The sequence below is a fragment of the Streptomyces saintjeani genome (assembly GCF_055409605.1).
On sequence record NZ_CP189624.1, the window covers coordinates 3,160,371 to 3,175,201 of the forward strand.

The 14,831-nt window shown below is 70.3% G+C and carries 11 protein-coding genes; 9 read left to right on the forward strand and 2 right to left on the reverse strand.

The window, feature by feature from the left end:
• Positions 1-113: 113 nt before the first annotated feature.
• The 9 genes from rfbB (at position 114) to ACQCO7_RS14145 (ending at position 12,854) form a co-directional block, all read left to right on the forward strand.
• Complete coding sequence (gene rfbB, locus ACQCO7_RS14105) at positions 114-1,103, forward strand: dTDP-glucose 4,6-dehydratase (RefSeq protein ID WP_464072159.1); 990 nt, start codon at positions 114-116, stop codon at positions 1,101-1,103.
• Positions 1,100-1,930 carry a dTDP-4-dehydrorhamnose reductase gene (rfbD, locus tag ACQCO7_RS14110; RefSeq protein WP_464072160.1) on the forward strand — a complete coding sequence of 277 codons (831 nt, stop codon included), beginning with the start codon at positions 1,100-1,102 and terminating at the stop codon, positions 1,928-1,930. Before rfbB ends, rfbD begins: the two co-directional genes overlap by 4 nt.
• Complete coding sequence (locus tag ACQCO7_RS14115; protein WP_464072161.1) at positions 1,927-3,192, forward strand: polysaccharide biosynthesis protein; 1,266 nt, start codon at positions 1,927-1,929, stop codon at positions 3,190-3,192. The genes rfbD and ACQCO7_RS14115 overlap by 4 nt, the downstream gene beginning before the upstream one ends.
• A gap of 131 nt (positions 3,193-3,323) precedes the next feature.
• The gene (locus ACQCO7_RS14120; protein ID WP_464072162.1) at positions 3,324-3,707 is read left to right on the forward strand and encodes a DUF2304 domain-containing protein; all 384 of its coding nucleotides are present in this window, start codon (positions 3,324-3,326) and stop codon (positions 3,705-3,707) included.
• Positions 3,704-4,468 (forward strand): glycosyltransferase family 2 protein, encoded by a 765-nt coding sequence (locus ACQCO7_RS14125; RefSeq protein ID WP_464072163.1) that lies wholly within the window; start codon positions 3,704-3,706, stop codon positions 4,466-4,468. The genes ACQCO7_RS14120 and ACQCO7_RS14125 overlap by 4 nt, the downstream gene beginning before the upstream one ends.
• Positions 4,465-5,361, forward strand: coding sequence for a glycosyltransferase family 2 protein (locus ACQCO7_RS14130; RefSeq protein ID WP_464072164.1), 897 nt, complete (start codon positions 4,465-4,467; stop codon positions 5,359-5,361). The genes ACQCO7_RS14125 and ACQCO7_RS14130 overlap by 4 nt, the downstream gene beginning before the upstream one ends.
• 127 nt (positions 5,362-5,488) lie before the next feature.
• Positions 5,489-7,663 carry a bifunctional glycosyltransferase/CDP-glycerol:glycerophosphate glycerophosphotransferase gene (locus ACQCO7_RS14135; RefSeq protein ID WP_464072165.1) on the forward strand — a complete coding sequence of 725 codons (2,175 nt, stop codon included), beginning with the start codon at positions 5,489-5,491 and terminating at the stop codon, positions 7,661-7,663.
• A gap of 71 nt (positions 7,664-7,734) precedes the next feature.
• Entirely contained in the window at positions 7,735-11,277 is a 3,543-nt protein-coding gene (locus tag ACQCO7_RS14140) for a bifunctional glycosyltransferase/CDP-glycerol:glycerophosphate glycerophosphotransferase (RefSeq protein ID WP_464072166.1), read from the forward strand.
• A 20-nt stretch (positions 11,278-11,297) separates the two neighbouring features.
• Positions 11,298-12,854: a DUF6020 family protein gene (locus tag ACQCO7_RS14145; protein WP_464072167.1), complete on the forward strand. Its 1,557-nt coding sequence runs from the start codon at positions 11,298-11,300 to the stop codon at positions 12,852-12,854.
• A 71-nt stretch (positions 12,855-12,925) separates the two neighbouring features.
• On the opposite strand, the gene ACQCO7_RS14150 is transcribed toward ACQCO7_RS14145, so the two are convergent.
• Together ACQCO7_RS14150 and obgE are read right to left on the reverse strand one after the other, a co-directional pair.
• The gene (locus tag ACQCO7_RS14150; RefSeq protein WP_464072168.1) at positions 12,926-13,279 is read right to left on the reverse strand and encodes a hypothetical protein; all 354 of its coding nucleotides are present in this window, start codon (positions 13,277-13,279) and stop codon (positions 12,926-12,928) included.
• A gap of 93 nt (positions 13,280-13,372) precedes the next feature.
• The gene (obgE, locus tag ACQCO7_RS14155; protein WP_010355337.1) at positions 13,373-14,809 is read right to left on the reverse strand and encodes a GTPase ObgE; all 1,437 of its coding nucleotides are present in this window, start codon (positions 14,807-14,809) and stop codon (positions 13,373-13,375) included.
• Positions 14,810-14,831 lie beyond the last annotated feature (22 nt).

Consider the following 14,831-nt stretch of genomic DNA (forward strand, 5'->3'; position numbering starts at 1 on the left):
GGGACCCCCGGTTGTCCCGGTGGTGGCCTCATCGGGCACAGTGCGCACAACAAACACGATGCCAACAGCCGTGGAACAGTGCCCGACCCCCACGGCCTAGAATGCGGGTTCTTATGAGGATTCTTGTCACCGGCGGCGCCGGCTTCATCGGCTCGCAGTTCGTGCGGGCCCTGCTTTCCAACGAGCTGCCCTCGGGGGAGGGCGCACAGGTCACGGTCCTGGACAACCTGACCTACTCCGGCAACCAGGAGAACCTGGCCCCGGTCGCGGACGAGGCGGGCTACACGTTCGTCCACGGCGACATCCGGGACTACGCGACCGTCGACGACGTGATGCGCGGCCAGGACGCGGTCGTGCACTTCGCGGCCGAGTCCCACGTGGACCGCTCGATCGCGGACGCCTCCCCGTTCGTCACGACGAACGTGCTGGGCACGCAGGTCCTGCTGGACGCCGCCAAGCGGCACGGCGTGGCCCGCTTCGTGCACGTCTCCACGGACGAGGTGTACGGCTCGATCAGCGAGGGCTCCTGGACCGAGGACTGGCCGCTGGCCCCGAACTCGCCGTACTCGGCGTCGAAGGCGGGCTCCGACCTGCTGGCCCTGTCCTACCACCGCACGCACGGCATGGACGTCGTCGTCACCCGGTGCTCGAACAACTACGGGCAGTACCACTTCCCGGAGAAGATGATCCCGCTGTTCACGACGAACCTGCTGGACGGCAAGAAGGTCCCGCTGTACGGCGAGGGCCTGAACATCCGGGACTGGCTGCACGTCTCCGACCACTGCCGGGGCATCGAGATGGTCCTGCGCGGCGGCCGGGCGGGTGAGGTCTACCACATCGGCGGCGGCACCGAGGTGACCAACAAGGAGCTGACCGGTCTCCTCCTGGACGCCTGCGGCGCGGGCTGGGACATGGTCGAGCACGTCGAGGACCGCAAGGGCCACGACCTGCGCTACTCCCTGTCGATCGAGAAGATCCGCACGGAGCTGGGCTACGAGCCGCTGGTGACCTTCGAGCAGGGTCTCGCCTCGACCGTCCAGTGGTACCGCGACAACCGCGCCTGGTGGGAGCCGCTCAAGGCGAAGGCGGCGCTTCCGGCATGACGCGCTGGCTGATCACCGGTGCGGGCGGGATGCTCGGCCGGGACCTCGTCGCCACCCTGAAGGGCGAGGTCACCGCGCTGACCCGCGCGGACCTGGACATCACCGACCCGGCGGCGGTCCGCGCGGCCGTCGAGGGCCATGACGTGGTGGTCAACGCGGCGGCGTGGACGGACGTGGACGGCGCCGAGACCAACGAGGCCGCCGCGACCCGCGTGAACGGCGAAGCCGTACGCGTCCTGGCCGAAGCCTGCGTGCCCGGCCGCACCAGGCTCATCCAGGTCTCCACGGACTACGTCTTCCCCGGCGACGCCACCGAGCCCTACCGTCACGACTCCCCCACCGCCCCCCTCAACGCCTACGGGCGCGGGAAGCTCGTGGGTGAGAATGCCGTGAAGATGCTGCTGCCGGACTGCGGGTACGTCGTGCGGACGGCGTGGCTGTACGGCGCCCACGGCCGCAACTTCGTCTCGACGATGCTGAAGCTCGCCGAGTCCCGGGACACGGTCGAGGTCGTGGACGACCAGCGCGGCCAGCCGACGTGGACGGTGGCGCTGGCCCGGCAGATCGCGGCCCTCGGTGAGAGCGACGCTCCCGCCGGGGTCTATCACGGCACCGCCTCCTCCACCGCGACCTGGTTCGACCTGGCGCGCGCCGCCTACGAGTTCGCCGGCCTGGACCCCGAGCGGGTACGCCCGACGACGTCCGAGAAGTTCCCGCGCCCCGCCCCCCGCCCCGCGTACAGCGTCCTCGCGCACGACCGCTGGGAGGCGGCCGGGATCGCCGTGCAGCCCGACTGGGAGAAGCAGCTCGCGGAGTACCTCGGGTGAGCCTCCTCGACCGCATCACCACCGCCCTGCCGACCGGCACCGCGTTCGTCGGGGCCGGGACGGCGCTGCTCGGCATCGCCAGCTACGTGCATCTCGCGGCGGCCGGGCACACGCTCGACGTCGACGACATGGCGAGCTTCTCCGTGCTGTGGACGGTCGTGTCGTCCATCGGGCTCGGCCTGTTCTTCCCGGTCGAGCAGGAGATCACCCGCCTCGTGGCGTCCCGTGTCGTGCACGGCGACGGCGTGGCACCGGTGCTGCGGCGCGGCGCCGCGCTGTCGCTGGGACTGCTCGCGGCGGTGCTGGTGCCGCTCGCGGTGTTCTCGAAGAAGGTCGCGGACGTCTTCTTCCACGGCGACGAGGCCCTGGTCCTCGCCCTGGGCGGCGCGTTCGCCGCGCTCGCCATCGCGTACGTCACGCGCGGCGTCCTCGCGGGCCTGGGCCGCTTCCAGGCGTACGGCACCCAGCTCGGCCTGGACGGCGCCCTGCGGATCGTCCTGCCGGGGATCCTCGCGGTGGCCGGCGTGAAGTCGGTGTTCGCGTTCGCGGCCGTCCTCACGGTCGCCCCGCTGATCGCCGTGCTGCTGACGATCAAGCCGGTGCTGAGCGGCAGCCACCACGGCACCCCGGCGCACTGGCGGGACCTGATCGAGCACCTGGGCCTGCTGGTCGGCTCGACGCTGCTGGCCCAACTCCTCGTGAACATCGCGGTGATCAGCACCAAGCTGATCTCCACGAACGACGACGCCCTGGTCGCGGCGCTGCTGTCGGCGCTGGTGGTGGCCCGCGTCCCGCTGTTCGTGTTCGGGGCGTTCCAGGTGTCGCTGCTGGCCGGGCTCTCCTCGGCGGCGGCGGAGCAGGACTGGGCGGGCTACCGGCGGCTCCTGCTGCGGGCGGCGACGGTCACCGGCGGTCTCGGGGTCGCGGGCGGCATCGGCGCGACCGCGCTGGGCCCGGCGCTGCTGCCCGCGCTGTTCGGGGCGCCGGACGTGCTGACGGCCGTCGACTTCGCGTGGCTGTCGCTCGGGACGACCCTGTACATGCTCGCGATGGTGCTCGGTCAGGCCCTGCTGACGAGTGGGGGCGCGCGCAAGCAGCTGCTGGCGTGGGTGGTCGGCACGGCGGTGCTGCTGGCGGTCACGTTCAGCTCGCTGGAGCTGCGGACGCGGGTGGAGGTGGCGTACGCGGCGGGGTCTTTCGCTGTCGTCGCCTTCATGTCACTCGTTGTTCGAGCTCGTGTAGGCTACCGTTCGCCGCACTGACGAGAGTGACCATCTTCCCCTCACTCTGGGTAGTCACCGTGACGGGCAGTGGATCACAGTCCGACGGTCCCCTTCTGTGGCCGTCCACCTTTCCGGAAGAGTAGACAGGCCCTCTAGCCATGCAACTGTGGATGCTGACGTCGGTCACCGGCGTCTTCCTGGTGCTCTGCATCGTGGAACTCCTGCGCCGCCGCAAGCTCAAGGAGAAGTACGCGTTCCTGTGGGTGTTCACCGGCATGGTGATCATCCCGCTCGGCTTCTTCCCCTCCGGCCTGGACTGGGTGGCGCGGAACGTCGGGGTCCGCTCGGGTGTGAGCCTCATCCTCTTCCTCGGCGTCGCCTTCCTCTTCATCGTCTGCCTCCAGCTCAGCTGGGAGGTCGGGCACCTCGAAGAGGAGGGACGGACGCTCTCCGAGGAGGTCGCGCTGCTGCGCATCGACGTCCAGGAACTGCGCCAACAACTGTCCGAGGGTGAGACGACCGTCGCCTCGGGGGACTCGGGGAGGCTCAAGTGATCGACGGCAAGCGCGTCCTGATCATCATGCCCGCGTGGAACGAATCCGAGGGCGTCGCCGACGTCGTCAAGGAGGTCTACGCGACGCTGCCGGGGGTCGACATCCTGGTGGTCGACGACGGCTCGGGCGACGAGACCGCGAAGGTGGCGGGCGGCGCCGGAGCGACGGTCATGAAGCTGCCGTACAACCTCGGCGTGGGCGGCGCGATGCGCGCCGGCTACAAGTTCGCGCACGACCGCGGCTACGACATCGCCATCCAGGTCGACGCGGACGGCCAGCACGACCCGCGCAACGTCCCGGAGCTGATCGCGCGCCTGGACGCGGGCGCCGACCTCGTGATGGGCGCCCGGTTCGCGGGCACCGGCGAGTACGAGGCGCGCGGGCCGCGCCGCTGGGCGATGCTCGTCCTCGCGTTCTGGCTGTCGCGGATGGCCCGCACCAAGCTGACCGACGTCACCTCGGGCTTCCGGGCCTGCGGACCCGACCTGATCGACGCGTTCGCGCGCTGGTACCCCGTGGAGTACCTGGGCGACACCGTCGAGTCGACGATCGCCGTGGTGCGCGCCGGGTACAAGGTCGAGCAGGTGCCGGTCGCGATGCGGGCGCGCACCACCGGCACGCCGAGCCAGTCGCCGTGGAAGGCGACGATGTACCTGGGCCGGATCGGGATGATCCTGCTGCTGGCGTTCAGCCGCCGCTCCGCACTGGGGCCGGCGCGCAAGAAGGCCGCGCAGAAGGCACTGGAGAAGCAGGCATCGTGACCATCGACATCATGCTGCCGCACTACGGCGACACCGCCCTGATGCAGGCGGCCGTGCAGAGTGTGCTGGACCAGACCGACAAGGACTGGCGGCTGACCGTCGTGGACGACGGCCGCGAGCCGGACGTCCCCGAGTGGTTCGCCTCCCTCGGCGACGAGCGGGTGCGCTACCTGCGCAACGAGGTCAACCTCGGCATCACCCGCAACTTCCAGAAGTGCGTGGACCTCGTCGAGGCCACGCACTTCACGATGCTCGGCAGCGACGACCTGATGATGCCGACGTACGTCGAGACGCTGCGCGCGGCGATCGAGGCCGAGCCCGGCGCCGCGATCTACCAGCCCGGCGTCGAGGTCATCGACGAGCACGGCAAGCCGGTGACGACGCTCGGCGACGAGGTGAAGCGGCGGCTGTACGCGCCGAAGACCAGTGACGGCAAGCGCCTGGTGCTGTCCGGCGAGCCGCTGGCCGCGAACCTGCTGGGCGGGAACTGGCTGTACTTCCCGTCGATCTGCTGGCGCACGGACGCGGTGAAGGCGATCGGGTTCCGCGAGGAGCTGTCCGTCATCCAGGACCTGGCGCTGATCATCGAGCTGATCCGGCGCGGCGAGTCCCTCGTCGTCGACCCGGCCCCGGCGTTCCGCTACCGCCGCCACTCCGCGTCCCTGTCCTCCTCCGAGGCGGCGACCGGGTCGCGGTTCGGGGAGGCGGTGCGGTTCTTCAACGAGGTCGCCGACGATCTGGACGCGCACGGCTGGCACAAGGCCGCCAAGGCCGCGCGCCGTCACCTGTCGATGCGGCTGCACGCGCTGACGATGCTGCCGGGCGCCCTGCGCCAGCGCCGCTCGGACGCGGTGCGCAGGCTGCTGGGGTACGCGCTGACCCGGGCCGAGTGAACGGCTCGGCCGAAGAATCGCAAAGAAGCACCCGATGTCCGGGGACTCGTGGAACCCCACTCCGCCGGGTCCCGTCCTCCAGTCCGAGGCTCGCCCCTCCCCCCGTCGCGAAAGCTACTGACCCCATATGACTGCCACTGGCTCCGAAGACCGGTCCCCCCGTTTCAGCATCGTCGTGCCCGCGTACGGCGTGGAGGCGTACCTGCGCGACTGCCTCGACTCCGTGCTGGAGCAGGCGTACGGGGACTTCGAGGTCATCGCGGTCAATGACGCGTCGCCGGACTCGTGCGGCGAGATCATGTCCGAATACGCGGCGGCCGACGCGCGCGTGATCGCCGTACAGCTCGCCGAGAACGTCGGTCTGGGCCGGGCGCGCAACGCCGGGATGGAGCGGGCGCGGGGCGAGTACCTGATCTTCCTGGACAGCGACGACGTGATGCTGCCGGGGTCGCTCCAGGCCATCGCGGGACGGCTTGAGGACACCGGGGACCCGGAGCTGCTGGTCTACGACTACGACCGTACGTACTGGGACGGCCGGGTCACGCCGAACGCCAAACGCAAGGCGCTCACCGACGCGCCCTCCGGTGCGTTCGCGCTCGACGACCACCCGGTGCTGCTCGAACTGCTCCAGGTCGCCTGGAACAAGGCGTACCGGCGGGACTTCATCGAGCGGTGGGGGTTCGTGTACCCGACCGGGTACTACGAGGACACCCCGTGGACGTACCCGGTGCTGGTCGCCGCCGAGTCCATCGCCGTGCTCGACCGGGTGTGCGTGCACTACCGGCAGCGGCGGCAGGGGTCGATCCTGTCGTCGGCGAGCCGTAAGCACTTCGAGGTGTTCGACCAGTACGACCTGGTCTTCGGGTTCCTCGCCGCGCACCCCGAGTTCGACCGCTGGCGCGGGCCGCTGTTCGAGCGGATGGCGTTCCACCTCGGTGTCATCGAGCGGATGCCGGGCCGGCTCCCGGCGGGCGCCCGCGCCGAGTTCCGGGGCCGGCGCCTGGAGGCCGAGCGCCGGTACCGCCCGGCGGGTTACCGGGACCCCGCGAAGAAGCCCGCCAAGTCCGGCGTACGGCGGGTCGCGAACCGGCTGCCGAACCGGCTGCGCAGGCCCGCGCGCAGTGCGTACCGGGCGGCGCGCAAGCTGAAGAAGCCGGTGCGGACGGCCGTGCTGATGGCGTACTACCGGGCGCAGCGGATGCTGCCGGTGAAGAAGGACACGGCGGTGTTCGCCGCGTACTGGAACGCCGACTACTCCTGCAACCCGGCGGCGATCGACCAGAAGCTGCGCGAGCTGGCGCCGAACGTGAAGCCGACGTGGGTGCTGAAGCCGAGCCCGCGCAACCGTCCGCCGGCCGGGACGCCGACCGTGCACCCGGGGTCGTTCGGGTTCTGGCGGGCGATGGCGCGCTCGCAGTACTTCGTCAACAACGTCAACTTCCCGACGAAGGTCGTGAAGCGGCGCGGCCAGGTCTTCGTGCAGACCCACCACGGCACGCCGCTCAAGCGGATGGGTGTCGACCAGGTCGAATACCCGCTGGGCGCCGCCCAGTTGGACATGCGGCTGCTGATGGACCGGGTCGACCGCTGGGACTACAGCGTCTCCTCCAACAGCTTCACCACCGCCGTCTGGGACCGCGCCTACCCCTCCACCGCGTACACGTCCCTCGACTACGGCTACCCGCGCAACGACGTCCTCGCGAACGCGACCGCCGAGGACCGCGCGAAGGCCCGCGCGAAGCTCGGTCTGGAGCCGGACGAGAAGGTCGTCCTGTACGCGCCGACCCACCGCGACTACCAGTCGACGCCCCAACCTCTCCTGGACGTCGAGCACTTCGCGCACAGCATCGGCGCCGAGTTCACGGTCCTGGTGCGCGCCCACTACTTCAACCTCGACACGGGCCACGGCAACAGCGAGGGCGTCATCGACGTCAGCGGCCACCCGAACGTCGAGGAGCTGTACCTCGCCGCGGACTGTCTCCTCACGGACTACTCGTCCCTGATGTTCGACTACGCGCTCCTCGACCGGCCGATCGTCCTGTTCGCGAGCGACTGGGACGTCTACCGCGCCACGCGCGGCACCTACTTCGACATCCACTCCGTGTCACCCGGTCCGGTGGTGGCCACCCGTGACGACCTCATCGACGTCTTCCGCTCCGGCCGCTGGTCCGACGACACGTCCGCGAAGGCCCGCGGCGAGTTCCGGCGCCGGTTCTGCGAGTACGACGACGGGCGGGCGGCGGAGCGGGTCGTACGGCGCGTTTTCCTGGGGCAGGAACCGGAGCCTCCCGTGCGAGGCTAGTGCCACGGTGCCGGCGAGTCCGGTCATGTCCGTCATCGCCACCGCAGTTCCGAGAAAGGCGCAGTACCCCGATGCCTCCCCGTCTGTCAGTAGTCGTTCCCGTCTACAACGTGGAACTCTTCCTCGACGAATGTCTCCAGTCGATCGCGGACCAGACGTTCACCGACTGGGAGGCCGTCGTCGTGGACGACGGCTCGACGGACGGCAGCCTCGCGATCGCGGAGAGATGGGCGGCGAAGGACGACCGCTTCCGGGTCGTCCCGCAGCAGAACCAGGGTCTCGGCCCGGCGCGCAACACGGGTGTCGCCCACCTCACCGACGGCACGGAGTTCATCGCGTTCGTCGACAGCGACGACATCGTCCTGGCGGACGCGTACGAGCGGTTCATCACCAGCCTCGACAAGACCGGGTCGGATTTCGCCAGCGGGAACGTCAACCTGCTGAAGGCCGGCGAGATCCTCACCTCCCCGCTGCACCAGAAGCGGCTGCGCACCGACCGCGAGCGCACCCACATCACCCGCGACAAGGACCTCGTCTACGACCGCACGGCGTGGAACAAGGTCTTCCGCCGCTCCTTCTGGGAACAGCACCACTTCGAGTTCCCCGGCATCCTCTACGAGGACGCCCCGGTGACCCTCCCCGCGCACTTCCTCGCCAAGGCGGTCGACGTGCTGGGCGAGCCGGTCTACCTGTGGCGCCAGCGCACCGGCGGCGCCCCCTCGATCACCCAGCGCCGCACCGAGCCCGTCAACGTCCGTGACCGCATCCGGTCCTGCGACTCGGTGAGCCGCTTCCTCGGCTCCCAGCCCGGCGAGAAGTACGCGGCGCACAAGCGCTGGTACGACGAGATCTTCATCACCGACGAACTCCCCCTGTTCATGGGCGTGCTGGACGAGGCGGGGGACGAGTTCCGCGACCTGTTCATGACGGGCGCCGCCGGCTTCCTGGGCCGCGTCGACCCGGCGGTCTTCCCCCGGCTGCCCGTCTCGCTGCGCCTGAAGTGCCACCTCATCCAGGAGAAGCGCCTGGACGAGCTGATGGACCTCCTCGCCTACGAGCGGGAGACCGGCCGCGCGGTCCCGGTGGTCCGGCAGGGCCTCAAGCACTTCGCCGACTACCCGGTGCTGTCCGGCAAGGGCGCGGTGCCGCGTTCGGTGCTGCGCGTCGACACGGACTTCTCCGCGCGGGCCCGCGCCGAGGAGATCGTCTGGGACGGCGGCAAGCTGCGCATCACCGGCCACGCCTACATCCGCAACCTGGCCGCCGAGCGCCCCCAGCCGACGGCGCTGCGCGTCCTGATGCTGCGCGAGAACGGCAGCCGCCGCACGGTCCTGGTCCGCCCGAACCGCGTCCAGGCGGCCCGCGCCACGCAGACGTCCGGTCAGTCGCTGCACAACTACGACTGGTCCGGGTTCTCCCTCGACCTCGACCCGCGCAAGTTCAAGGCGCGCGGCGGCTGGCGGGACGGCGTGTGGCGGCTGACCGTCGCCACCGTCCAGCAGGGCATCGTGCGCCGCACCCGCCTGAAGGCCGGCGAGAGCGGCAGCGCCGAGAGCCCCGTGCCGTACTGGGTCGAGAAGGACGTACGGGTCGTCCCGTTCGTCACCGACGACCACATCTACCTGCGCGTCGAGCGCGTCCGCGCCAAGCTCACCGGCCACCGCGTCGAGGACGGCGTCCTGGAGCTGACCGGCGCGCTGGGCCACGAGGCGGTCGGCGGCAAGCTCGGCCTGCGCCTCACGCACGGCTCGACGCAGGCGACGCTGGCGTACGACGTCAAGCGCGACGGCACGACGTTCACCGCGCGGGTCCCGCTGGCCGACCTCGCCGTCGACGGCCGGGACCTCGGCAACTGGGACCTCACCGACAAGTGGACGGCCGAGGTGTCGGTGGACGGCCGCTTCCACCCCGTCGCCGTCGCGCCGAAGGAGGGCGGCCTCACCGGCCAGTACCCCGTCGACGGCGAACCCGTCTGGGGCGGGCGCACGGTCTGCGTCGCCGACGACGGCGTGGGCCGCCTCGCGCTGCGCACGCAGGCCGCGCAGCCCGCGGTCACCGAGCTGTCCGTGGACCCCGAGGGGCGGATCACGCTCGCCGGGGCGCTGCCGGTGACGGTGGACGAGCCCGTCGAGATCGTCATGCGGCACAGCCGCCACTCCGAGGAGCACTCCGCCCCGGCGACCCTCGTCGACGGTGTCTTCCGCGCCGAGTTCCTGCCGGTCCCGGACAGCCTCAGCGAGGTCCCGCTGAGGCAGGGCCGCTGGTACCTGACAGCGCGGGCCGCCGAGAGCCGTACGGAGGTGCCGCTGCGCGTCGCCCCGGCCGCGCTCGGCACGCTCCCGCTGCGGTTCGCCGTACGCGGCCGGGACTACGCGCTCACCCACCGCTTCTTCGACCGCCTCCTCATCGAGGCGGCGCCCGACCTGCTGCCCGACGAGTTCGGCTGGTTCCGCCAGCGCGAGCTGCGCACGGGCGTGTACGCCGACGCGCGCACCGCGCCGCTGCGGGACACCGTGCTGTACGCGTCGTTCTCCGGCCGCCAGTACTCCGACTCGCCGCGCGCGGTGTACGAGGAACTCGTGCGCCGGGGTGACGAGTTGGAGCACATCTGGGTCGTCGAGGACAAGCGGGCGCAGATCCCCGAGGGGGTCCGGGTGATCCGCCGGTGGAGCCGCGACTGGTACGAGGCGCTGGGCCGCTCCCGGTACATCGTCACCAACACGCACCTGCCGCACTGGATCCGGCGCCGTGAGGGCCAGGTCATCGTGCAGACCTGGCACGGCACCCCCCTCAAGCGCATCGGCCACGACATCGACAGCGTCCAGTTCGCCGACCGCAAGTACCTGACCAAGGTCGCCGAGGAGACGCCGAGCTGGAGCTTCCTCGTCTCCCCGAACCGCTTCTCGACGCCGATCATGAAGCGGGCCTTCCAGTACGACGGGGAGATCCTGGAGTCGGGCTACCCGCGCAACGACCTCCTGCTCGCGCCGAAGACCGAGGACACCGCGCGCAAGGTGCGGGAGCGGATCGGGCTGCCGGAGGGCAAGAAGGTCGTGCTGTACGCGCCGACCTGGCGCGACGACCAGTTCTACCGGGCCGGCAACTACAAGTTCGACCTGCGGGTCGACGTGAAGAAGGCCCGCGAGCGGCTCGGCGAGGACCACGTCCTGCTGGTGCGCAAGCACTCCAACATCGTCGACGCGGTGCCCGGCGCCGGGGACGGCTTCGTCTTCGACGTCTCCAGCTACCCGGACATCGCCGAGCTGTACCTGATCACGGACATCCTGGTCACGGACTACTCGTCCCTGATGTTCGACTTCGCCAACACCGGCCGTCCGATGCTGTTCTTCACGTACGACCTCGAGTACTACCGCGACCAACTGCGGGGCTTCTACTTCGACTTCGAGCGGCAGGCCCCCGGCCCGCTGCTTCAGACGTCCGACGGACTCATCGAGGCGCTCGGCGACATCGAGCGCATCCACGCCTCCTACGCGGACGCGTACACCGAGTTCAGGAAGATGTTCTGCGACCTCGACGACGGCCACGCCGCCGAGCGGGTCATCACCCGGATGCTGGAGCTCGCGCACCCCGACCGACCTGCCACGGAGCGTTGAGAGTGCCCACAGTCTCCTCGATGAGGACCAGCCTGAGAGAACGCTGGGAGCGCATCCCGGCCAAGCGCCGTATGCCCCTGACGGTGTACGCCGTCACGCAGTTCGTCTTCCTGCTGTGGTGGGCGGCCTTCTATCCGGGCGGGATGAGCTACGACTCCATCTCGTACGTCTGGCACGTCACCACGAACCACTGGATGTCCAACCACTCCGTGGCGTACGACGGGCTGGTATGGCTCTCCATCAAGCTCACCGGTGACCTGGCGCTGCTGACGTTCGGCCAGTCCGTCGGCATGGCCGCCGCGCTCGCCTATGTCGCCGTCACGCTGCGGCACTTCGGGGTCCCCGGCAAGTGGAGCGCGCTCGCGGCCATCGCCTGCGCGGTGCTGCCGTCCATCGGCACGTTCACCATCTTCGTGTGGAAGGACGTCCCGTTCGTCATCGGCGCGCTCCTCGCGTTCGGGGCGGCGGGGCGGCTCACCGTACGGCGGATGCGGGGGCGCGAGGCCGTGCGCGACAAGGCGTTCCGCGACCAGGTGATCGTGCTGTTCGCCGGGTTCCTGATGATGGGGCTGTTCCGCAACAACGGGCTCCTCGTCGCCGTCATCGCCTGCCCCGTGCTGCTGCTGGTGCTACCGAGGATGCGGCGCGCGATACTCGTCGCGACCGTCGTCCCGACGGTCATCTCCGCCGCGCTCCAGCTCGTCATCTATCCCGCGCTCGGCGTCCAGACGCCGACCAAGGACCAGGTGTACGCCCTCAACTACGCCGACATCGCCGTCGTGTACGGCAAGGCGCCGTGGACGTTCACCGCCGCCGACAAGAAGCTCATGGCCGAGGTCGCGCCGCTGTCCCACTGGGGCGGGCGCGCGGCGAACTGCTGGAACGCCGACTGGGCGATGAAGAAGCCGATGAACCGCCAGAAGGCGGCCGAGCTCAACACCGAGCTGCTCGACCTGTGGGGCCGCGTCCTCAAGCGCACCCCGGACCAGATGATCGGCGCGCGCCTGTGCCGCTCGCAGATCGCCTGGGGCATCTTCCCCGGTCCCGCCGACCTGGACGGCGAGACCCTCATCTCCGTCCCGTCCGTGCCGAAGAACCTGTACGGCTGGGCCGACTGGAACCCGGAGATGGCGAACAGCCCCTACCGGGACGAGCTGAAGATCCGCCCCCTCAGCGACACCCTCCACGACGCCGCGTTCTTCACGTGGAAGGCCAGCAAGACCCCGCAGCTCCAGTGGATCCTCTTCCGGGGCGCGTTCTGGTGCTACGCCGCGTACGCGGTCTTCTACGTCTTCTCCCGCCGCCAGCGCTCCTGGGCTCCGGTGGGCATCCTGTCCATCCCGCTGGCCCTCCAGCTGACGGTGGTCGCCGCCAACCCGGCACCCCTGGCCCGCTACATGTTCGCGCCGATGTTCCTGGGCATCATGACGATCCCGCTGCTGGCGGCCCGGCCGAAGTGGGGGCGCGGAGCGAAAGCCGTGGCTGTGACGTCGGAACCGTCGGCGAAGGCTCCTGTGGAGACGGAGCACGAGACGAAGCGGAAGACCCCCGAGGCTTCACCGGAACCGGTCGCCTGAGACACACCTTGAGGCGAGGGCCCGCCCACTTTCCCTACGGGACGGTGGGCGGGCCCTTCGTCGTCCCGGTCTCAGAACAGGAGCAGTGCGGCCACGGGGACGACGACCATCTGCATGCCCCAGAAGACGGCCACGTGGCGGCGGGGCATGGAGTTCGACTCCGGCGGAACGCCACGACGCGACGCCGCGGAGTAGTCGGCGAGCGCGTGCCGGGCGAGGAACATCCACAGCGCTATCCCCGTCATGCTGAGGGAGAAGATGAGCGCCATCTCGATGCCCTCGATGTAGATCATGAAGAAGTAGCAGACGAGAGAGCCACCCGCGACAGCCGCCATCCCTTCCCTTCTCAGCTCCAGCCACCGCCACATGGCGAGCGTGAGCAGCGCCGTCGCGGCGACGGGCACGGCCAGCAGGTACGGGTTCACACGCTCCCCCTCGGATTCAGCTCTCCCGGCAAAGACGCGAGCCCGCCCCTCCCCGGTTCAGGGTGGGCGGGCTCTTCAGGTGAGCGGCGTGGCTCAGAACGGCTCGAAGCCCTCGAACTCCTGGGTCGCCTCGTCGCGTTCCGCCTGCTTGTCGCGGCGGCGCTGCGTCGCGGGGCGGGGTTCGTCGAGGCGGTGGTCCTCGCCGCGTCGGCCCAGCATCTCCGCGCCGGCCATGACCGTCGGCTCCCAGTCGAAGACGACCGCGTTGTCCTCGGGCCCGATCGCGACGCCGTCGCCGGCGCGGGCGCCCTTCTTCATCAACGCGTCCTCGACGCCGAGGCGGTTGAGGCGGTCGGCGAGGTAGCCGACGGCCTCGTCGTTGCTGAAGTCGGTCTGCCGCACCCAGCGTTCGGGCTTCTCGCCCCGGACCCGGAAGAGACCGTCCTCCTCCTGGACGACGGTGAAGCCGGCGTCGTCCACGGCCTTGGGCCGGATCACGATCCGGGTGGCCTCCTCAAGCGGCTTCGCGGCCCGCGCCTGACCCACCAACTCGGCGAGCGCGAAGGAGAGTTCACGCAGGCCCAGGTGCGCGACGGCGGACACCTCGAAGACCTGGTACCCGCGCGCCTCCAGATCGGGCCGGACCATCTCCGCGAGGTCCTTGCCGTCGGGGATGTCGGTCTTGTTCAGGACGACGATGCGCGGGCGGCCACCCAGGCCGCCGTACTGCCGCAGCTCCTCCTCGATGATGTCGAGGTCGGAGATCGGGTCGCGCTCGGACTCCAGCGTCGCCGTGTCGAGGACGTGCACGAGGACACTGCACCGCTCGACGTGCCGCAGGAACTCCAGGCCGAGCCCCTTGCCCTGGCTGGCGCCGGGGATCAGACCGGGGACGTCCGCGATGGTGTAGACGGTCGAACCGGCCGTCACCACACCCAGGTTGGGGACCAGGGTCGTGAACGGGTAGTCGGCGATCTTCGGCTTCGCGGCCGACAGCACCGAGATCAGCGAGGACTTGCCCGCACTCGGGTACCCGACCAGCGCGACGTCCGCGACCGTCTTCAGCTCCAGGACGATGTCCCCGAGATCCCCCGGCACCCCCAGCAGCGCGAACCCGGGCGCCTTGCGGCGGGCCGACGCCAGCGCCGCGTTCCCGAGACCGCCCCGGCCGCCCTGCGCGGCGACGTACGAGGTGCCGTGGCCGACGAGGTCCGCGAGGACGTTGCCGTGCTTGTCGAGGACGACCGTGCCGTCCGGGACCGGGAGGACCAGGTCCTGGCCGTCCTTGCCGGAGCGGTTGCCGCCCTCGCCCGGCTTGCCGTTGGTGGCCTTGCGGTGCGGGGAGTGGTGGTAGTCGATGAGCGTCGTCACGGACTGGTCGACCGTGAGGATCACGTCGCCGCCGCGCCCGCCGTTGCCGCCGTCGGGCCCGCCGAGCGGCTTGAACTTCTCACGGTGGACGGAGGCACAGCCGTGACCTCCGTTACCCGCGGCGACATGCAGTTCGACGCGGTCCACGAAGGTGGTCATGGGTAGTGCCTCCAAAGACAAG

Bases quoted from the DNA above. Each gene is read 5' to 3' on its own strand.
- rfbB (WP_464072159.1), top strand. From the start codon at position 114: ATGAGGATTCTTGTCACCGGCGGCGCCGGCTTCATCGGCTCGCAGTTC.
- rfbD (WP_464072160.1), top strand. From the start codon at position 1,100: ATGACGCGCTGGCTGATCACCGGTGCGGGCGGGATGCTCGGCCGGGAC.
- ACQCO7_RS14120 (WP_464072162.1), top strand. From the start codon at position 3,324: ATGCTGACGTCGGTCACCGGCGTCTTCCTGGTGCTCTGCATCGTGGAA.
- ACQCO7_RS14135 (WP_464072165.1), top strand. From the start codon at position 5,489: ATGACTGCCACTGGCTCCGAAGACCGGTCCCCCCGTTTCAGCATCGTC.
- ACQCO7_RS14140 (WP_464072166.1), top strand. From the start codon at position 7,735: ATGCCTCCCCGTCTGTCAGTAGTCGTTCCCGTCTACAACGTGGAACTC.
- ACQCO7_RS14145 (WP_464072167.1), top strand. From the start codon at position 11,298: ATGAGGACCAGCCTGAGAGAACGCTGGGAGCGCATCCCGGCCAAGCGC.
- obgE (WP_010355337.1), bottom strand. From the start codon at position 14,809: ATGACCACCTTCGTGGACCGCGTCGAACTGCATGTCGCCGCGGGTAAC.